Consider the following 20748-nt stretch of genomic DNA (forward strand, 5'->3'; position numbering starts at 1 on the left):
AGAGGCATAGGAGCACCCCGTCGGGTAACTTCTATGCCTCTAAGCTTAGTATTTTTACAGCGGTTAAACGTCGCGCCTGATCAGCGTCCGGTGATTGCGGGGATGTCTAGTTCCCCCGTCCTGCTAGCCAAAGCGGGCTTGCTAGACCATACGAAGTTTACCGCGGGAATTTTTGAGGAAACGTATGCATTAAATCCGTTTATTCCGAAGCAAAACCTGGTTCGCCAGCCAGTGGTGACGGATTGCGGAATCGTCACGTCTAGCTTCCAGTTTTTTCGGGAATTTGCCATTGCGGCGATTCGCGCATGTGGGCTGAAGATCGGGGATCAGGCGTATGCACCTGCACGAACGGACCGGCCTTACACGGCTGAGGAGTTGACGTATCATTTGCCGAAAGAGTCGTAGGTTCCCAATCGTACTTGCGATGGGGTGACGCGCTGGGCGTTAGTTGGCTTGGTGCGGCCTTAACGAAATAGATTTGAAATTTAGGGAAGCCAATTTGCAGGTCAATTGGTTTCCCTTTTTGTTGTGCCCATAGTGTGAAACGTAGTTGGGGGGCATGATGGTACGGGGAAACGACTAGATTGGTCATTAGGCAAGTATGGTCCCTAATTAGCGGGTGGTGCTTGTGCTTTAGCGGAGGTGCGTTGAAAATGGGACGTAGTTAGGCAATTGATTTGAGTCGCTGGTACTGATGATCGTCGAAGAAACCAGCAATCGGTGGGCGAGGCAATTAGGAGATAAGGGATGTTAGGCACTATGAGAAGACTAGTCGGAACGTTAAACTGGGTGGTCGCAGGCTTACTGGCTTGTGCGGCGGTGTTTGCTGTGACAGAGCCCGTCACCACGTTGGGGGATGCCGATTGGGCGCAACCGTTGGTCATGGCGACGTTGCTAGTCGGGGGGTTCCTCATCTTGAATCGTTTTCGGGGACGGGTGGGTCAGTGGTCTTCGGCCAAGTACCGTTTGATTTGGGCCGTTCTCCTGGTTTTGATCGTGGGAGCGCAGGTTTGGGTGGCCATGAACTTTGTTGATGTCAGCCGGGCGGATGGCTACTTTGTCCGCAATCAGGCCATCGCCTTGGCCCAAGGCCGGACCACTTGGAACCACTACTTTATGGTTTATCAGAATAACGTGAATTATACCCTGATCGATGCATGGTGGCTGAAACTGTTATTGCCCGTGACGAAGACACCCTGGGTGGCGATGAATTTATTGCGGTATCTGTGGCTGGATACCGGGTTGGCCGCGGGGTTGTATTTGTTACATCACTGGCGGTTATGGCAACCCGGGGCCTTTTGGTTCACGTTGCTGTGGTTTCTCAGCATCCCCGTGTATGCCCTGGGGCTCTTCGACTATACGGATCCGGTGGTGTTCCCGCTCTTCTTGGACAGCTTGGCGCTGGTCAGTTGGTCCGTGGCTACTCGGGGCTGGTGTCGCTGGCTGGGTGGTGGCTTAGCCCTCCTGCTGGTAAGCGTTGGGGTGGCCGTTAAGAGCAACCTCATCGTCTTATGGTTGGCCTTGGGCCTCTTGATTCTCCTGTTGTGGTGGCAACGCCGCTTGACCTGGCGCCAGGTGGTGGTTTGGATTGCCGGTGCGTGTCTGGTCTTAGGCGGCGTCTTTGCGGGGATGTCCGTGTGGAGTCGACAAGCGGGGTATCGACCAGACCCCAATGCGCAGATGCCCGTGACGGCTTGGATTGCGATGAGCATGAATCCCCAAAATCCGGGGACGTACAGTTTGACGGATGCGATGGTAATCGACCACCAGCCCACGGCGCGAGCCAAACAGGTTGCGGCGACCAGACTCTTGAATCAGCGGTTAAACACCTTAGGCGTCAGTGGTGTGCTGGTTCAGTTGGCCCGGAAGTTTGAGATTTTTTGGTCGACGGGGGACATGGATAGTTTCAAATTAACCACGCAATGGCTCAAAGCGCCATGGTGGTATCTAATGAATCAACGGTCGATTCAGTTTTGGTTAGTTTTAGGGACCCAAGTCCTCTATTTGACCTTGCTGTGTCAGAGTATCTGGTTTCTTTTGAAGGTGCGCCCCAGTTTCGTTGCCGGCCACTTTCTAGCCATAGCGATGCTGGGTTTGATGATTTTTCACGTCTTTTTCTGGGAAGTTGAGCCCCGGTACGCAGTGCCGGTGTTGCCGGCCTTGATGTTATTGGGGACGTTGGGGTGGTGCGGTTTACCAGTCTGGAAACGAACGCCGACCCAGGTGCGGTATGGTCGGTGGTTTGGGACGTTTGCCGTGATCATGTGTGCGCTCAGCCTAGGACAGACCGATGAGACCACGCTGGTCCGAGAAGAGATGCCGGGGCGGCAAGGGAACGGTGATTACTTTACCTTGCCCGTGGCCCGGGTAGCGCCTCAGCGGCAGTTGACGTGGACTATGCCGGTCGTCGGGCCGTCTAATGCCTTGCAATTACAGATTCAACCGACGAATGAGGCGCAAGAACAGGTCAAGGCCAACGTACAACCCCAATATCCGAATGGTCGCTTGCGGGTTCAGGTTCACGCTAACGGTCGCTTACTCAAGACCTGGCACTCAACGCCGAACGCTGCGATGGCTAAGCCGCTACGGTATCCGCAGACCATGGCCCAGTCACTCACGATTACGTTACGGAATACAGGAAAGACGCCGTTCAAGTATGCCCAAGGCTTAGCCCGCTATGATCAACACACGGGGGAAGTTTTGCCCCGGGAACGGGCCTTTCCGCAAGATTACCTGCTGAACCTCCATGGTGCCCGAGCCCTGACCGCACAACCCATGATTTGGCTTAGTATGGGACTCTTTTTAGGATTACTCCTGTGGGCCCTTTAAAGTGGAACGGTTCGGAAAGTGAATAAAAATTCAAAAACCACTCGTCAAAAGTGGGCTGTTTGGTCCGCACTTGACGAGTGGTTTTGATGGTGCCAAAATGAAAAGGACAATTCTCAAGCAGCACCATCAGACCGACCAAAGTATGAGTGTGCGAGAACATGTCCTTAGAATTAGTGTATCGGAAATTGGGCGCCAGGGGAACGGTTAGCAACCATTTGTAATATTACATTTTCGTGGGGTCGCTAATTTTCGGTAGACGGTCACCCTAAGCTTCCGGGATGGTCCCGACGAATTCGGTAGGGACTACGAATAATTATCCAAAGTGGGGCCTTGGAGATGATCGAAACCCCCGTTGATGGCAGCGATTAGTTGTCCGTCAACGGGGGTTTTTGTAAAGATATTGTTAGGGTGGTGTTATTGACGCAGGTGATGAGCCGTTCATTGGGGGGGTTGCTGGTTCCCTGGTACTGGACTAAGTGACCGGCTTGCAAGTCGTAAATCGACGAGTACCACGGTAAGATATCGGCGGGAATGTGGTGATCCACTTCGATGACGGTTAGGTGGGGATTCTTGAGAATCTGACGGTGAATACTGAGGGCCGTGGCGGGATCCAAGGAGGCCGTTCCTTCGTCGATCAGTAACACGCGTCGGTTGAAGAACAAAGCACGAGCAATTTCGAGCCGTTTGAGCTGACCGCCGGAAAAGTTAGCGCCGTTTTCACGAACGGGCGTGTTGAGGTGGGCGGCGAATTCAGGTAATCCCGCCATGGTCAGAGCGGTGCTAATGCTGGTCGGGGTTGCGGGTTGGCCTAGTGTCACGTTGGCTTGAACAGTATCTTGAAAGATAATGGGCGTTTGCCCGACCACCCCAAACCACTGGTAAGCATCGCTTGGCGTGTAGTCTCGTTGATTAACCAGTACTTGGCCGGAAATAGGTTGAACTTCTTTAAGCAGTAAGCGAATCAGAGTGGATTTACCGATGCCGGATTGTCCCCGGATCAAGACTTTGTCGCCAGCTTTCAAGTGGAGATTGAGCTGGTGAAAAATAGCGTGTGGGGCTTGAGGATAAGCGAACGTCACGTGGTTCAAGGCTAGGGTGGTTACAGTGGGGGCAGCACGGTCGGGCACTTTAGCGGGGACGGCGACGTTGTTGAGAACGGTTTGCCGAATTTCTTGGGTGCTGTTCAGAGTGTTCCAGCCGCTAACAATCTGGTTAAACCCGTTGAGAATCCAGCTTGAGGAGAACTGAATGGCCACAAACTGGGAGAGGTGCAAGCGACCGGTAATGGTGAAATAGAGACCAATGCCGATGGGAATGTCGGAGAAAAGCATAAATAAGAAGTTGATCACGCTGTTTGAAAGGGCGATGCGATTCTTGAGATTGGCGTTAGCGTGTTCCATGGCGGATAACGACCGGTGTAAGCGACCGTTGAATCCGGTGATGGCGCCGTAACGCTTAAGGAGACGGGCGCCGTGAAAGAGATCGTGAACCGTCCCGGATAAGGTTTGATTTTTCTGAGACCAAGCAGTGGTTTTGGCTTGGATGGTTTTGCTGAATAATTTTGGGGTTAGGGTTGGGATAATCATAAAGCCTAAAAAGATTAGGGTGACCAAGACGTTACTGTAAAGTGCGTAACTTAAAGTTCCCAACACCATCACGACTGATCCGATGAGGCTGAAGACTTGACGCCAATAATTATCTTCTAGGAGTTTTAGATCATTCATAAAGAAGGAGACGTGGTCGGACTCGGTGGGCCCGCTTAGCGTGGTTGCTGCGATGCTATGAAGAACGTAACGCGTTTTGAGTTGCGTATTAATGGCGTAGATGTTACGGTTGATGGTCCAACTCTTCCAGTAGTTGAGCAGGGCAAAGAGGCCAAAGACTAGGATCATCCCGATAATGGTCGGGATGATCCAGGAAAGGTGTTTCTTTTCAATTAAGTAGAAGAAAAATGAGTAGCTAAATGTATTGAAGGGCGTTTCTAGACCGGCCAAAATACTCGTGAAGATGGCAAGACTGAACAGTGGATAATTGATGAACTTTCTCAAGACAATCACTTCCTTTGATTAGAGTCATTTAATTTTATCTAATTTATTTTTAATGCTACTGCTAGACGAATCTCGTAGCAAGATCTTACGCCCGGTCTAATTAGTTAAATCAAATACGTTTATTCTGGTTTATGTATCATACAATAGTATAGTAAGTACTATCAAACCACCTATTGACTAAAAATAGTTTCAGAAAATAAAATGCTTAAAAATCTGGATATACTGTTGATTTAAAAGTTATTGTAACGTACAAATAATATTTAGTCTGCGACACCCCTTGCCAGCCCGAAATAATGAGATTATTCTCATATTATACGATTCGTTTCACCAATTTAACCAGAAAGAGCCTTGAGATTTGGTTGAAAATCAGACGGTGAATGACCAGATTTTAGCGTATACTTAGAAGCAATTAATCATGATCACAAAGGAGCCCTGATTGCATGAGTAAACACCATAATGATGATCCTAGTACCGTCTACACCACCCGAACCGAAGCCCAGAAGGTGACCGTTAGCTGTGACGGCGTTCCGTTTGAAGTCAGTAATGGCGGGAGCAATGGGTTGAACCTGATTACTCTGATGCGCTTAGACCAGCGCCCCCATTGCTCGGATGTCAATCTGGATGAAGAGGTCGCATTTGAAGGAACGGAAATCTTCTTGACTAACGATGGGGGGTCAGTAGCTGCCCAACTACCAGCCGGATGGTATCTGATGAATTCTCGGCGGGTTCAACCGCTAACGGATGCAGAACTAGACGCCTTGGATCTCGACCATTTACCCACGGCTACGTACGGGGCGTATATTTTTCAAGAATAAATCGGGGCTTGCCGTTTGGAAACGAATCGGTGATGCATTAGCAAATATCGAAACTGGCGCGGAAGAAGGAACATAATATGAAGATTACTGAAGGTTACATGCCGTTTCATGGCTATCAGACGTACTATCGCATCGTGGGAGAACCCAACCCAAACTTGGCCCCCTTATTATTGATTCACGGGGGACCAGGGTCGTCGCATAATTATTTTGAGTTATTGGACGACTACGCGGCAACGGGGCGTCAGTTGATCATGTACGACCAAGTTGGCTGTGGGAAGTCGTCTTTGCCGGAAGATGAGGGCGTCTACGTCAAGGAGACCTGGGCGGAAGAGCTCGTGGCCTTGCGCCAGTACCTGCACTTGGATCAGGTCCATATGTTGGGCCAATCCTGGGGTGGGATGCTTGAGATGTTCTACCTGACGCAGTACAGCCAAGACGGTATTAAAAGTGTGATGATCGACGGGTCGCCAGCGTCTATTAAGTTGTGGACCCAAGAACAGCACCGGTTGATTTCCTATTTAAGTTATGAAGACCGTGCGGCTATTGCGGAGGCAGAACGGACAGGAAACTTCACGGGGCCGAAATACCTAGCCGCGAATGACCGGTACATGGAGCGCTATTGCTGGGATGATCCGGATGAGCATTCACCGGAGCCATTACGGCGCCCGACGAACGGAAAACGGGCGAGTCTGATTGCGGAAGGGCCAAACGAGTTCACCGAGAATGGGACCATTAGTGACTTTGACGTGACTGACGACCTGCACAAGATTCACGTCCCCGTTCTGGTTACCAATGGGACGGATGACCTGTGTACACCGCTGATTGCCAAATCCGTTTACGACCATATTCCGGGTGCCAAGTGGCATTTGTTTGCCAATAGTCGCCACTTAGCCTTGCTGGATCAGCACGATGAGTTTATCGCCGTGTTGGACCAGTGGTTGAAGGCTAACGACTAGGTTAACGGGAAACGTGGTTTAACTGGAAACAAGCATCCGACCAGTGTCCCTTGGGGGGCATTAGTGGGGTGCTTGTTTTTAAGTACTGACGTGACTACTCGGAAAGTTAGGCCATTTTACTTGGTCAAAATAGCGCTTCGTGGTATTATATATTATGTATTTCTACGCACGAATTCCAGTCAACAAGTCGCACTTTTCGGGTTTCCGGGGTGCGGCTTTTCAAGGCTAGGACTGTGCGGGAACTGAATGGGAAGGGGGCTAATGATGGCGAAGATTCCTGAAGAAGTAATTGAAACGGTCCGGACGGCGACGAACATTGCGGATGTGGTCGGCCAGTACGTTCAATTAAAGAAATCTGGTAAGAACTTATTTGGCCTTTGTCCCTTCCATGAGGAACGGACCCCGTCATTTTCCGTTTCGGAAGATAAACAGATTTTTCACTGTTTTAGTTGTGGTCGGGGCGGCAACGTTTTTAAGTTCTTGATGGAACTGGAGCACGTTAGCTTTCCTGAAGCAGTGGTCAAGGTCGCTGACTTTAGTCACGTAGACCTGGACAGTGAGTATCGTCAAGATGCCAATGCACCAGCTGCGAATTCGAAGACGGGGCAGTTGATCGCGTTGCACGAGCAAGCTGCTAAGTTATATCACCATATCCTGGTGAACACGGAGATGGGCCAACCAGCGCTGGATTACCTGCATAACCGGGGATTAACGGATGCGACGATTGAGACCTATCAATTGGGGTTTGCGCCGAGTCAGCGGTTATTGAAGCCGTTCTTTGATCAGCGGCAAGCCGACTATCAGCTCTTACGACAGAGTGGGTTGTTCATCGAAAACCAGCAGGGTGAACTCCGGGATCGCTTTACGGCGCGTGTCATGTTTCCGTTACGGAACGCGAGTGGGCACGTGGCGGCCTTTTCGGGGCGGGTGCTCCAAAAGCAAGAAGACCAACCGAAATACTTGAATAGTCCAGAAACGGCGCTCTTTACCAAGAGTCGGTTGCTCTTTAACTTCGACCTAGCGCGCCCGGCAATCCGGGAAGCGGGCGAAGTGACGCTGTTCGAAGGATATATGGATGTGATTTCGGCCGCCCAAGCGGGGGTTTTAAACGGGATTGCGTCCATGGGAACCAGTCTGACCACGGAGCAGATTTATGCGATCGAGCGGACCACGGATCACCTGAATATTTGTTATGATGGTGATACGCCTGGTCAACGCGCAACGCAACGGGCCATTGGTCTCTTGCGCGAGCATAGTCATCTGGCGTTAAGCGTGATTCAGCTACCGGAGGGGCAGGACCCCGATGAGTATCGGCGCGCACACGGGGACGAAGGTTTCCGGCAGGTGATGCAGAGCGCTAAAGAAACCCCGATTCGGTTTCAATTGCGGTATTTACGGCGGGACCGGGCACTGGAGACGGATAGTGAGCGCTTAGCGTACCTGAACGACGCAATGCCGCTATTGGCACAGGTCAAAGAACCCGTTGCGTTGGACCTGTACTTGAATCAGTTGGCGACCGAGTTTCATCTGGATAAGGATGCCTTGGTGGCCCAGCTCAAGCAAGTCCGGCAACAAGCAGCGGCGCAAGTCGAGCGACACCGGTACCAGGAAACGGCGGCTTCGCGAACGCCGCCGACGGCTCCGAACGTCACGGTGCGCCAGCAACGCCGACCGATGACCCGGCTAGAGCGGGCGGAACGTTACCTGCTTTATTGGTTATTGCACGACCGTAATGTGTGGGCGAAGGTGAGTTCGGTGCCCAATTTTTGTTTCGTGCATGACGATTATCAAGTGATTTATACCCTGGCCCAGGGTTATTTTCAAACGCATCAAGTTTACCAGAGCGCTCAGTTTACGGACTTTATCCAAGAGGAGCGGTTACAACAACTCGTGATCGAGTTGGAGACCACCATTTCCTTAGCGGCGGTCACCCCGCAGGAAATCGATGACTATCTAACGGTCATCATGGATGAAGCCCCGTTGGATGCCAAGCTACGTGATAAAAAGCGGGCTTTGAGCGAAGCCACACGACTGGGTGACGCGGACCAGCAACGGCAACTCGTGATTGAGATTGTGCAGCTGGAACAACAACGACAGGCGAACAAGCAAGTTTAGTCTAGGGGGTATTTGAATGGCAAAAAAGACCACGGATCAACCAATGTTTGACCAAAAAGCTTACAACAAGACGGTGCGAGCCCTAATTAAGGACAAGAAAAAGGCCGGCAACATCTCGTACGATGAATTAACGGATAAAGTTGCTTCCCCGTACTCGCTGGATGCGAAGCAGATGGATAAGTTGTTAGAGACGATCTCGGATGCCGGGATCAGCGTGGTCGATGCTAAGGGTGAACCAGACCCACGGGCCGTAAAAGCCCAAAAGGCGGTTTCGAAGAAAGAATTAAAGGAAGCTTCCACGACTACCGGGGTCAAGATCAACGACCCAGTCCGGATGTACCTGAAGGAAATCGGGCGGGTCAACCTGTTAACGGCGGACGAAGAAGTGGCCTTAGCCTTGCGGATCGAAGAGGGCGACGAGGAAGCCAAGCAGGAATTAGCAGAAGCTAACTTGCGGTTGGTGGTTTCCATCGCTAAGCGTTACGTTGGTCGGGGGATGCAATTCCTGGACCTGATTCAAGAAGGGAACATGGGTCTGATGAAGGCGGTCGAGAAATTCGATTACCGGAAAGGGTTCAAGTTCTCTACGTACGCCACTTGGTGGATTCGGCAAGCCATTACGCGGGCCATCGCGGACCAAGCCCGGACGATTCGGATTCCGGTCCACATGGTCGAAACCATTAACAAGTTGATTCGGATTCAACGGCAATTACTCCAAGACTTAGGGCGGGAACCAACGCCCGAAGAAATTGGGGCGGAAATGGATATGCCAACCGAAAAGGTTCGTGAGATCCTGAAGATTGCTCAAGAACCCGTTTCCTTGGAAACCCCAATTGGAGAAGAGGACGACTCACACCTGGGTGACTTCATTGAAGACCAGGATGCAACGAGTCCGGCTGACCATGCGGCTTATGAACTCTTAAAGGAACAGTTGGAAAGCGTGCTGGACACGTTGACCGACCGGGAAGAAAATGTTTTGCGGTTGCGGTTCGGCCTAGACGATGGTCGGACTCGGACGCTGGAAGAAGTCGGCAAGGTCTTCGGGGTTACCCGGGAACGGATTCGGCAAATCGAAGCCAAGGCCTTACGGAAGTTGCGGCACCCTTCACGGAGTAAGCAATTGAAAGACTTCTTGGAATAGGATAAATGAACCCTGACACGCATTGGCTATGGCTGATGCGTGTTTTTTTGTCGTGACACTGATTAATCCGTAAAAAGCAGGCCATTTTTAGGAGGACGCAAAAAACGTCAAAATTCATTCTAGGGGTTGACCAAAGGTGTAAGATTCGGTATACTTTCGTTACTCACTTAGTTAGTCGAGTAATTAACCGAATAGGGGAAATCAATCATGAAAATTTTGGGGAAATTAATTTTAGGTATTGTGGTGTTGGGGAGCTTGATCGTGGGCGGGGCGGTGGTCGTTCCTAGTCTGACTAAGAACCGCCATTCCGAACTGGCCATGGCCGTCGACAACGTCAATCCGTTGGTGAAGACCGAAACGGTCTATGCTTCAACCACGGCGAAACCAGTCTCTTCGTTTATTGGTGGGGCGGGTGAGAAGGAATACCGCTACCAGCTAGTGACGTATACGGCTAAGGGGGATGCGCGCACACTGGCGTTCGAGTCCCAGTGGCGCCTCAAACCACATTGTTACTTAGCGATTACCACTAAGGGACAGAATGTGGAATCGTGGGAACGTGTGGCGACACAAAAGGTCCCGGCCAGTGTCCGTGAGAATTTAGTGATGAGTTAGCTTGGTTTAACTGGAGAGGCCCCATTGGCAAACGATGCCAATGGGGCCTTTATTGATGGAGAATGGTTTGGTAGAAACCGTTTACATAAAAAATCAATCCGATTCGAGTTAGTTTATTAGGGGTAAAGTATTGAAAAATTCATTAAAGGGGATATAATGTATCTCGTTTAAGATTTTCATAACGGGAAAGGGGAAGGCAGATCGTGAAAGCGAAGCCCAGTTTAGAACAAGCGTTATGTATCGTGGCCTTACTTGGTATCCAGGACCGTAATCGCCCTTTGCAAAGTCGTTTGGTGGCAGAGCGGCTGGATATCTCGACTAGCTACTTGAAAAAAATCGTGCAGCATTTGGCCGTCGCCAAAATTGTCCGAACGGTTCCTGGCCGGGACGGGGGCATCGTCTTAACGCGTGATCCCCATGAGATTACCTTGTTAGACGTTTTTGACGCGATTGAGGGTCACCAACCCTTCGTCAAGAACACCGGATTAGTCAATAAGGTCTTTGGCTTAAAACGTAAGCAGGCGTTCGTAGCAACTTACGGATTGAAAGATTTCAAGGACCAGCAACCGGTGGCTAACGTCATGGCCGTCTTCCATCAGGCTGAAGCCCAGTACCGACGGCAATTAGCGACATTGACGATTGGGGCAGTCCTACCGATGGATGGCACGCAAGCCTTACAGTTGGACTGGACCAAGTGGCTGACGCGTTAGGCTTTTTTAATGAGAGAGAAAGAAAAATTTAAGGAGGTAGTAAACAATCATGCGATGGATGAATAAGCATTACATCTGGAACGTGATCGGCTGGCTGGTGATCGTTATGCTAGCTGTGATCACGATTCCGAACATGAGCAAGTTAGTGGCAGATAAGGGCCAGATTACGGTTCCCAGCAATTATCAAAGTACCCGGGCCACCAATATGCAGAAACAATGGGGCCGTTCGCAGCGGGGCACCACGGCGGTGGTCGTGGTCTTCAACAACGGCGATTCGGCACTGACCCAGACGCAAAATGAGCACATCGACCAAACGGTCCAACGGATCAAGAACCATGCGGACCAGTACCAGATTCGGTCGATCACGGCAGCGAGTGATAGTTCGACCGCCGCTTCCCAGCTGATCTCAAAGGATAAGAGTACCCAACTACTCCAGCTGAACGTTCATCAGACGTCGCGTCATTCGATTACGAAGATTCGTTCGCAGATCACCCAATTGGCTAAGACTTCTGGGGTAACGACCTACGTCACTGGGGCGGACGTCTTGAATCAAGACTTTTCCGATGCTACCCAAGCGGGGGTTCAAAAGACGGAAATTATTGCGGCCATCTTTATTTTCTTGGTCCTGTGGTTCGTCTTCCGGTCACCAGTTACACCGCTGTTCTCGCTTTTGACGGTGGCAGTATCGGTCATTACGTCCGTCTCGGTGGTCGCTAACCTAGTTGACCGCTTCAACTTTCCGTTCTCCAACTTCACCGAAGTGTTTATTGTGATTGTGTTGTTTGGGATCGGGACGGACTACAACATCCTCCTATATAACGAGTTTCGTGAGCGGCTGGCAAACGGTAAAGACCGGTATACGGCCACCCGGGAAGCTATTCGCATCGGGGGGCGGACGGTCCTGTACTCCGGCTTATCCGTTTTAATTGGGATGAGTGTCTTAGGCTTTGCCAACTTCTCCCTGTACCGTTCGGCGGTAGGTATCGCCGTGGGGGTCGTGGTTCTGTTAGCCGTTCTATTAACCTTGAACCCCTTCTTTATGGCCATCTGCGGACCGCACATGTTCTGGCCAGTCAAGAAGTTCCAGGGTGAAGGCGATAGTCGTCTCTGGCACGGGATGGCCAAGCACGCGATGATTCGGCCCGTGATCACGTTGATTATCACGGGAATCATCTTCATTCCACTGGCCTTAACGTCGCACGGGACGTTGGATTACGATAACTTGGTCGAAATCGGGGATAATGTTCCCGCCAAGCAAGGGTTCAAGGTCGTTCAAAAGCACTTCTCCAAGGGGACGGCGGAACCGACGACCATTTACATTCAAAGCAATCATAAGTTAGACAATGAAAAGTCCTTGATGCTGATTGACCGGTTGACGAAACAACTGCAGCAATCTGACGGGGTCAAAACAGTCGCTTCCGCAACTCAACCAGGCGGCAAGGCCATTAAGGCGTTGTACGTACGTAACCAGATGAGTACGGTCACGGGCGGCCTGGTCAAGGCTCAGCAAGGGGTCAATAAGATTAACAAGGGACTTAAGTCGGCCCATAGTCAATTAGCCAGTCAAAACGTTTCCGGCGCAGTTTCCGGGGCTAATAAATTGGCGAGTGGGGCTTCTCAAGTCAGTTCTGGGGCCAACAAACTGAATAATGGGACCCAAAAGGTAGCCAGTGGGGCCTCTCAAGTCAGCTCAGGGGCCGGCAAGCTGAATAGTGGTAGTCAATCCCTATCTAGTGGTGCTGAAAGCCTGAGTGACGGGACCCAGACCCTGCAAAGCGGGATCAGTCAGGTCACGGCCGGCTTGAACCAGTTAAACACCAAGGTGTCCTCGGCTTCGGGGGGCAAGCAAGCCGCTGAATTGGCGCAACTAGAAGCTGCCTTGCCGCAGTTAAATGCCGCCATCCAGCAGTTGAACACCCAAGTTGCCGGGAGCTCAACGGGCAGTGCCAGTGGCGTCACGAGTTCCTTGACCACCATTGGGAACCAGACCAAGGACATCGCAACGCAATTGCAAAACATTAAGAACTCTGTAGGAACGGTCAACTCGGTCTCCATGTCCGAAGTTGAAGCAGCCTTCACTTCTGCGGGCGCACCGCTATCTGCGGCACAAAAGCAGGTCATGTCCGGTGTCTTGGCCAAGCAAACGGCGGCACAAAAGCAATTGACGTCGACGCTGAATAGCTCACTGGCTAAGATTGGCAGTGACGCTTCCGCCATCGGTAACGCCGATAAGACGGTCGCCAGCCAGTTGCAGAGTCTTCAAAGCTCGACCAGTACCTTACAAACGGCAGTGGCAACGTTGGCGCAAAAGGCCAACGTGGTCTTACCAGGGGCGGCGACCGCCTTGCAAGCGGCTAGCTCCCAATCCAGCCAGTTATCGAGTGCAACGGGACAATTATCGTCCGCAATGAACACGATCAATGGTCGGATTCCACAGCTGGTCACTGGCGCGAGCGTCTTGGCGGCTGGTACCAACAAGTTAGCATCTAGCACCGGGCAATTAGCCTCGGGGGCTAGTCAGGTCGCCAGCGGGTCAAACCAATTAGCTGCAAGTACCGGTCAACTGGCCTCAGGGGCTCGCCAAGTGGCCAGTGGTAACCAGACCATGGCCACCCAGCTTGCCGCTACCAGCAAACAGTTGGCAGCCTTGAAGTCCGGCCTGGGCACGGCCACGAACGGTCTCTCCAGTGTTTCGACTGGGATGGGGTCCGCCAACGGATACCTCAAGGGCTTGCAAAAGTCTGCGGCAGCCAAGACCTTCTACATCCCGTCTAAGCAGCTACACAGTGCTAGTTTCGCACCAGCGCTGAAGACCTATCTGTCGCCGAACAAGAAGCTGACCAAGTTGACGGTGGTCTTGGATGATGATCCAAGCTCCGCTGCGGCGATGGCTCGGCTACCGAAGCTTGAGAAGGTCGTTAGTGGCTCCCTTAAGGGGACTAGCTTGGGGAATGCCCAAGTCGCCTTTGGGGGCAACACGTCACAGACCAACGATATTAACGAGATGGCTTCCGGGGACTTCACCCGGACCGTGATCATCATGTTAGCCGGCATCTTTATTGCGCTGATGGTGGTCACCCGTTCGCTGGTTCAACCAATCGTGATCGAGGGTATCCTGGTCGTGGCTTACTCTGGGGCCCTGACGCTGGTTCACTGGTTAGTGAAGCCCGTATTGGGAACCGACATGTTGACTTGGAACACGCCGTTCTTTACTTTCGTGATGTTGATCTCCTTAGGGGTCGATTACTCGATCTTCCTGATGCGGAAGTACCGGGAGTACCTCCACGAACCGGGGGCAACTAGCGACAAGATGTTGCAGGCCGCTACGGTGATCGGAACGGTGGTCATCTCGGCTGGAATCATCTTAAGCGGGACGTTTGCGGCGTTGATGCCGTCGGGTGTCATGACGTTGATTCAGATTGCGTTAGCCGTCATCTTGGGGATCGTCTTATTGATCATCCTGTTACCAATTGTGATGCCGGCCGTGATGAAGATCACGTACCCGTATCCGTACTCTGGGATGGCCCGGAATGCGGACGAACAACGAACGCCTAAGCATTCTCGCGAAGAATAAGTTAGGATATGCGTCATCGGTGATAAAAGATGGGGCGTCTAGGAAGCAATTTTCTAGGCGTCCCATTTTTGTTGCCCCACGATCTAGCTGCGCTCCGGCGTAGGGCTGGCGAGAATCTGCGGGCCGTTAGCTGGTTGGCGCTATCTAAATCGCGACGACTAGCTTATACTAAGAGTAATCAGTTTTTACCAGAAAGGATGTTCAGACATGGACGCAGATCACTTATCACAACGGCTGGCTACGGTCGCCGACTATATTCCTCAAGGAAGCCGGTTGGCGGACATTGGCACGGATCACGCCTACCTGCCGGTCAACTTACTCAAACGCGGCATTATTACTGGTGGGGTCGCCGGCGAGGTCGTCCGGGGGCCCTTTGAAAATGCCCAACGCGAGATTGCCCGTGAAGGGTTTAGTGATCAATTGACAGCACGGTTGGCCAACGGGTTACGGGCCATTGAACCGACCGATCAGATTGACACGGTTGCCATCGCTGGGATGGGCGGGGCGCTGATCACCCAGATCTTAACGCAGGATTTTGACCGGTTGGCGGGTGTCCGGCGGTTGGTCCTCCAACCCAACGTGGGGGCGATGCAGGTCCGGCAGTTCCTGATGACCCACGGCTTCCAGTTGCAGGCCGAGCAGATTCTTAGCGAAGACGGCCACATCTACGAAGTCTTAGTCGCGGACCGATCCGACCACCCCCAAACGTACACGGAAGAACAGCTGCGCTTCGGTCCTTACCTATTGGCGGCGCCAAACGCGGCTTTCGTGACGAAATGGCGGCACGAAGCACAACGGACCCGGGAGGTCTTACAACAAGTCCAAGCGGCCAAGACGGTACCGACAGAGAAGGTTGCGGCGTTGCAGGCGGAATTGGCACAGATTGAGGAGGTCTTAGAACGTGTTAGCGCGTGAGTTTGTTGAACGATTCGAACGGTTTGCCCCTAAGGAATGGGCCGAGCCCTGGGATGTCCCGGGCCTGCAGTTAGGCGATTTAGAGGCACCGATTCACAAAATCTTAGTGGTTCTAGACGTCCGGCCAGAGACGGTCCAAGAGGCTATCGATGTGGGCGCCGACTTTATCTTCGCCCATCATCCGGCCATGTTCCATCCGGCCAAGAATCTGGACTTGAGTAATCCCCAAAACCGGATGTACGCGACCATTCTAGCCCACCACCTGACGGTTTACGCGGCCCACACGAACCTGGACAGTGCGCCAGGGGGCATGAACGATTGGCTGGCAGCGGCCCTAGGCTTGCAAGATTGTCAGGGGCTAGTGCCCAGTAACGGCCCAGCGACGACTGCGGACGTGACCATGGGACGGATTGGTAACTTAGCAACGCCCACGACGGTTCAGGCGTTCGCCCAGCACTGTAAGCAGGTCTTTCATGTGCGGGGACTGCGGCTGATCAGTCAGACGCCCCAGGCACCGGTCCAGCGCGTCGCCGTATTGGGTGGCAGCGGTAGCGAGTTTTACACCGCGGCCGTGGCACAGGGCGCCGACGTCTACGTCACCGGGGATGTTTCCTACCATCCGGCCCAAGACATGTTAGCGGCGGGACTTAGCGTCGTGGATCCGGGACACCACATTGAAAGTATCTGTCAGGTTGAACTGACTCGTTTGTTTACTACGTGGGCGACCGAAAACGATTGGCCGGTGGCGGTTCAGGCATCAACGTTGAACACTGACCCGTTTACTTTTCTTTAGTTTGGAAAACGCGTAAACTAACTTTGAAACTTAAACTTAATTGAGGAGTGATTTGTTTTGGCAAAGTACGAAAACTTGATTCCCCGCTTTTTGAAATACGTGAAGATCAACACCCGTTCGGATCCTAGCTCGACCACGGTGCCGTCAACGCCCCGGTTGACAGAATTCGCTGAAGGTTTGGTCACGGACCTGACGGCCATTGGGCTGAAGAACGTTCACATCAATCAGCAGTCGGCTTACGTTTACGCTACCTTACCAGCTAACACGGATAAAGCCGTCAAGAAGATTGGCTACATCTCCCACTTCGATACGGCCGACTTCAACAGCGAAAACATTCAGCCCCAGATCGTGGAAAACTATGATGGTCAGTCGGTCATCAAGTTGGATGCTGCTGGTAAGTACACCTTGGATCCAGCCGTCTTCCCGAACCTGAAGAACTACGCGGGCCAGACGTTGATCACCACTAACGGGCAGACGCTGTTAGGCGCTGACGACAAGTCCGGGGTCGCCGAGATCATGGCGGCCATGGAATACTTGATTGCCCATCCCGAAATCAAGCACGGTGAAATTGAAATCGGCTTGGGTCCCGACGAAGAAATCGGGACGGGGGCGGACCACTTTGACGTCGCCGACTTCGGGGCCGATATCGCCTACACGGTCGACGGGGGACCTTTGGGCCAACTGGAGTACGAAACGTTCAACGCCGCAGATGCGCAGGTCACCGTTACCGGGACCAACGTGCACCCCGCTGAAGCCAAGGGTGTGATGGTCAACGCGTCGCAGGTCGCCATGGACTTCCACGCGGCTTTGCCGGAACATGACCGTCCGGAAAAGACGGAAGGCCGAGAAGGTTTCTTCCACTTGTATAAGATGACGGGAGACGTTGATACGGCCCACCTGAGTTACATTATTCGGGACCACGACCATGACGTCTTCGAAGACCGCAAGAAGCTCTTCCAAGGTGTGGCCGACCAGATGAACCAAGCGTTTGGGTCTGACCGGGTTCAGGTCACGATTAAGGACCAGTACTACAACATGCGGGAAGTGATCGAAAAGGACATGACGGTGGTGAACCTGGCCAAGGAAGCTTATGAAGACTTGGACATCAAGCCACTAATCTTCCCAGTTCGCGGCGGTACTGACGGGTCGAAGATCTCGTTTATGGGGTTACCGACACCGAACTTATTTGCCGGGGGCGAAAACATGCACGGTCGGTTCGAATACGTGTCCGAACAAACCATGGAACGGGCGACGGACGTCCTGATTAAGATTGCGGAACTGGCGGAACAACAGGCTTAATTTAATTAGTCAAAATTGGTCAAATTATTTTGAATTTGGCTTAGAATCGGTTAGAATATGAGTGAAAGTTGAGGTAAACCTTGGTTTGCCTCTTTTTTAACCATAAAAATAACAGTCATTTGAATGGGGGACGACGGTTTGAATCCAGAAAAGTTTACACAGGCCTTAAGCGATGCACTGGCGGAGGCCCAGCAGATTGCGATGACGCGTAAGCACCAAGCGGTCACGGTAGCGCACCTTTTTAAATTCTTAGTGCAACCTGGAGAGTTGGCCCGCCAACTCTTTACAGATGCGGGGGCGGATGCGGCCCAGCTCGATGCCGAACTGGATCGTGAGTTGGACGGTATCAGTACCGTCACGGGTAGCGGCGTTCAATACGGGCAAGAGTTTTCGCGGAACCTCACGGAGCTGTTACAAAAGGCCGATACGATTCGGGCCAGCTATCGCGATGAGTATCTGGCGATTGATACGGTCGTACTTGCGGTGATGCAACTGACCGGAGAGACGTTTACTGATTATCTGAAGCAACAGGGCGTCACGGAACAGCGGGTCCGGCAAGCCGTGGAAAAGTTGCGCGGCGGTGAACGGGTGACCTCGAAGAACCAAGAAGACCAATATAAAGCCTTAGAGAAGTACGGGACGGACCTGGTCAAGGCCATGCGCAGTGGCAAGATCGATCCGATCATCGGGCGGGATGATGAAATTCTGTCAGTGATTCGGATTCTATCCCGCAAGACTAAGAATAATCCGGTCTTGATTGGGGAACCAGGGGTCGGTAAAACGGCGATCGTTGAGGGACTCGCACAACGGATCGTCCGGGGGGATGTTCCGGACAATTTAAAGGATAAGACGATTTTCTCACTCGATATGGGTTCCCTGATTGCGGGGGCCAAGTACCGAGGAGAATTCGAAGAACGATTGAAAGCCGTTTTAAAGGAAGTCACCAAGAGTAACGGCCAGATCATCATGTTCATTGATGAAATCCACAATATTGTGGGGGCCGGCAAGTCCGAAGGCAGTATGGACGCCGGTAACCTCCTAAAGCCAATGCTGGCCCGAGGAGAGCTTCACTTGATTGGGGCCACGACGCTTGACGAATACCGGCAGTATCTGGAGCAGGATAAGGCCCTGGCACGACGGTTCCAACGGGTCTTAGTAGGAGAACCCAGCATCGAAGACACGGTGACGATTCTGCGGGGATTGCGCGAACGTTTCGAGATTCATCACGGCGTTCGGATCCACGATAACGCTTTGGTGGCGGCGGCTAAGCTGTCGGACCGTTATCTGACCGACCGGTTCTTGCCGGATAAGGCGATCGATTTGGTCGATGAAGCCTCCGCTTCGATTCGGGTGGAAATGAACTCGGCCCCTACGGCCTTGGACCAATCCCGGCGACAACTGATGCGGATGCAGGTTGAACAGACGGCGCTGAAGCAGGAGACCGATGCGGCGTCGCAGAAACGCCTGAAGACGCTCCAGAAAGAGTTGGCCGATACCAAGGAAAAGGTCGACCAGTTAAGCGCACGGTGGAACGACGAAAAGGCCGCCATCAAGCGACTGGGCGACAAGAAGACGGCCATTGATCAGGCGAAGCGCGAACTAGCCAATGCCGAAAGCCAATATGATCTGAACAAGGCCGCCGAATTACAACACGGGACGATTCCGCAGTTGCAAAAGGAGTTAGCAGCCTTAGAACAGCAGGACCAGCAGCAATACTGGTTGGTCTCTGAATCCGTCACGGAAAATGAAATCGCGGCGGTCGTCAGTCGAATGACGGGGATTCCGGTGACCAAGCTGGTTCAGGGCGAACGGGAGAAACTATTGAAGCTAGGAGACCGGCTGCATGACCGGGTCGTGGGTCAAGACCAGGCCGTGAACGCGGTCGCCGATGCCGTCTTGCGCTCCCGGGCGGGGTTACAAGACCCGACCAAGCCATTGGGATCATTCCTATTCTTGGGGCCGACCGGTGTTGGGAAGACCGAATTAGCCAAGGCTCTGGCCGAAAACTTGTTTGACAGCGAAGACCACATGGTTCGGATCGACATGAGTGAATACATGGAGAAGGAGTCCGTTTCGCGGTTAGTGGGCGCGGCACCGGGCTATGTGGGATACGAAGAAGGGGGCCAACTGACGGAGGCCGTTCGGCGGAACCCGTACACCATCGTGCTCTTTGACGAAGTCGAGAAGGCCCACCCGGACGTCTTCAACCTCCTCTTACAGGTCCTAGACGACGGTCGGCTGACGGACAGCCAAGGTCGGACGGTCGACTTCAAGAATACGATTTTGATCATGACCTCTAACCTGGGATCGGACATCCTGTTGCAGGGAACCAATGACCAGGGACAGATTACCCCGACGGCTCAGCAACAGGTGGCCCAGCTCCTGCAAAGTCATTTCCGGCCAGAATTCTTGAACCGAATTGACGAGACCATTATGTTTACGCCACTGAGCTTAGCGGACGTTCAACAGATCGTGGTTAAGTTAGTCGGTCACCTAGCGACCCGGCTACACGAGCAACAGTTGGACTTGACCATCACGCCGGCGGCTCAGGCTTGGATCGCGCAGGCGGGGTACCTTCCTGCCTATGGGGCGCGACCGTTGCAACGGTTTATCACGACCCACGTGGAGACGCCGTTGGCTAAACAGCTGATTGCGGGGCAGATTCCGGCCCACAGTCTGATCACAATCGACGTGGCGGACGATCACTTGACCTTCACCCACGCCTTACAAGCGGCGGCCCAGTCGTAAACTCAGGCGACGTTACCCACGAATAGTATTTTAAAAATGCCTGCCTTCTAACGGTTGTTTCAGTTGAAGGGAGGCATTTTTGGCGGCGCATCGGGGGCAATGCGGTTCACCCCGCGGACGGTTTAGAGAGACTATCGTTGCTCTTAGGCTGATTTTAAGCTACACTGTTTTGATAATTGAAAATAGGAAAGTT

General features: G+C 52.6%; 14 protein-coding genes. 13 read left to right on the top strand and 1 reads right to left on the bottom strand.

The window, feature by feature from the left end:
• Nucleotides 1-33: 33 nt before the first annotated feature.
• Nucleotides 34-405 carry a type 1 glutamine amidotransferase family protein gene (locus FD30_RS00005; RefSeq protein ID WP_235803235.1) on the top strand — a complete coding sequence of 124 codons (372 nt, stop codon included), beginning with the start codon at nt 34-36 and terminating at the stop codon, nt 403-405.
• Nucleotides 406-759: 354 nt separating this feature from the next.
• On the top strand, nt 760-2829 hold the full coding sequence (locus tag FD30_RS00010; RefSeq protein WP_146999991.1) for a hypothetical protein: 2070 nt from the start codon (nt 760-762) through the stop codon (nt 2827-2829).
• 365 nt (nt 2830-3194) lie between these two features.
• Here FD30_RS00010 and FD30_RS00015 read toward each other — a convergent pair whose 3' ends face one another.
• Nucleotides 3195-4877: an ATP-binding cassette domain-containing protein gene (locus FD30_RS00015; protein ID WP_056943383.1), complete on the bottom strand. Its 1683-nt coding sequence runs from the start codon at nt 4875-4877 to the stop codon at nt 3195-3197.
• A 440-nt stretch (nt 4878-5317) separates the two neighbouring features.
• Between FD30_RS00015 and FD30_RS00020 the strand changes: the two genes are divergently transcribed.
• The 11 genes from FD30_RS00020 to clpB all read left to right on the top strand — a co-directional run bounded on the left by FD30_RS00020 (nt 5318) and on the right by clpB (nt 20555).
• Nucleotides 5318-5692, top strand: coding sequence for a hypothetical protein (locus FD30_RS00020; protein ID WP_056943384.1), 375 nt, complete (start codon nt 5318-5320; stop codon nt 5690-5692).
• A 77-nt stretch (nt 5693-5769) separates the two neighbouring features.
• On the top strand, nt 5770-6648 hold the full coding sequence (gene pepI / locus FD30_RS00025) for a proline iminopeptidase (RefSeq protein WP_056943385.1): 879 nt from the start codon (nt 5770-5772) through the stop codon (nt 6646-6648).
• A gap of 264 nt (nt 6649-6912) precedes the next feature.
• Nucleotides 6913-8763, top strand: a complete 1851-nt coding sequence (gene dnaG, locus FD30_RS00030) for a DNA primase (RefSeq protein ID WP_056943386.1) — start codon at nt 6913-6915, stop codon at nt 8761-8763.
• Nucleotides 8764-8779: 16 nt separating this feature from the next.
• Complete coding sequence (gene rpoD / locus FD30_RS00035; protein WP_056943387.1) at nt 8780-9904, top strand: RNA polymerase sigma factor RpoD; 1125 nt, start codon at nt 8780-8782, stop codon at nt 9902-9904.
• Between the two features lie 207 nt (nt 9905-10111).
• A complete protein-coding gene (locus FD30_RS00040) occupies nt 10112-10516 on the top strand; it encodes a YxeA family protein (RefSeq protein WP_056943388.1) in 405 nt (134 codons plus the stop codon).
• A 203-nt stretch (nt 10517-10719) separates the two neighbouring features.
• A complete protein-coding gene (locus FD30_RS00045) occupies nt 10720-11226 on the top strand; it encodes an RrF2 family transcriptional regulator (RefSeq protein WP_056943389.1) in 507 nt (168 codons plus the stop codon).
• A 49-nt stretch (nt 11227-11275) separates the two neighbouring features.
• Nucleotides 11276-14800, top strand: a complete 3525-nt coding sequence (locus FD30_RS00050) for an MMPL family transporter (RefSeq protein WP_056943390.1) — start codon at nt 11276-11278, stop codon at nt 14798-14800.
• Between the two features lie 207 nt (nt 14801-15007).
• Nucleotides 15008-15715, top strand: coding sequence for a tRNA (adenine(22)-N(1))-methyltransferase (locus FD30_RS00055; RefSeq protein ID WP_056943391.1), 708 nt, complete (start codon nt 15008-15010; stop codon nt 15713-15715).
• Nucleotides 15702-16508, top strand: coding sequence for a Nif3-like dinuclear metal center hexameric protein (locus FD30_RS00060; protein WP_056943392.1), 807 nt, complete (start codon nt 15702-15704; stop codon nt 16506-16508). The genes FD30_RS00055 and FD30_RS00060 overlap by 14 nt, the downstream gene beginning before the upstream one ends.
• A gap of 57 nt (nt 16509-16565) precedes the next feature.
• Nucleotides 16566-17807, top strand: coding sequence for a peptidase T (gene pepT / locus FD30_RS00065; RefSeq protein WP_056943393.1), 1242 nt, complete (start codon nt 16566-16568; stop codon nt 17805-17807).
• A gap of 138 nt (nt 17808-17945) precedes the next feature.
• A complete protein-coding gene (gene clpB / locus FD30_RS00070; RefSeq protein WP_056943394.1) occupies nt 17946-20555 on the top strand; it encodes an ATP-dependent chaperone ClpB in 2610 nt (869 codons plus the stop codon).
• Nucleotides 20556-20748 lie beyond the last annotated feature (193 nt).

Source organism: Levilactobacillus namurensis DSM 19117 (genome assembly GCF_001434785.1).
Classification (GTDB): Bacteria; Bacillota; Bacilli; order Lactobacillales; family Lactobacillaceae; genus Levilactobacillus; species Levilactobacillus namurensis.

Excerpts from the sequence above, each read along its gene's own strand:
- FD30_RS00005 (WP_235803235.1), top strand. The coding sequence starts at position 34 with ATGCCTCTAAGCTTAGTATTTTTACAGCGGTTAAACGTCGCGCCTGAT.
- FD30_RS00010 (WP_146999991.1), top strand. The coding sequence starts at position 760 with ATGAGAAGACTAGTCGGAACGTTAAACTGGGTGGTCGCAGGCTTACTG.
- FD30_RS00020 (WP_056943384.1), top strand. The coding sequence starts at position 5,318 with ATGAGTAAACACCATAATGATGATCCTAGTACCGTCTACACCACCCGA.
- pepI (WP_056943385.1), top strand. The coding sequence starts at position 5,770 with ATGAAGATTACTGAAGGTTACATGCCGTTTCATGGCTATCAGACGTAC.
- dnaG (WP_056943386.1), top strand. The coding sequence starts at position 6,913 with ATGGCGAAGATTCCTGAAGAAGTAATTGAAACGGTCCGGACGGCGACG.
- rpoD (WP_056943387.1), top strand. The coding sequence starts at position 8,780 with ATGGCAAAAAAGACCACGGATCAACCAATGTTTGACCAAAAAGCTTAC.
- FD30_RS00040 (WP_056943388.1), top strand. The coding sequence starts at position 10,112 with ATGAAAATTTTGGGGAAATTAATTTTAGGTATTGTGGTGTTGGGGAGC.
- FD30_RS00050 (WP_056943390.1), top strand. The coding sequence starts at position 11,276 with ATGCGATGGATGAATAAGCATTACATCTGGAACGTGATCGGCTGGCTG.
- FD30_RS00055 (WP_056943391.1), top strand. The coding sequence starts at position 15,008 with ATGGACGCAGATCACTTATCACAACGGCTGGCTACGGTCGCCGACTAT.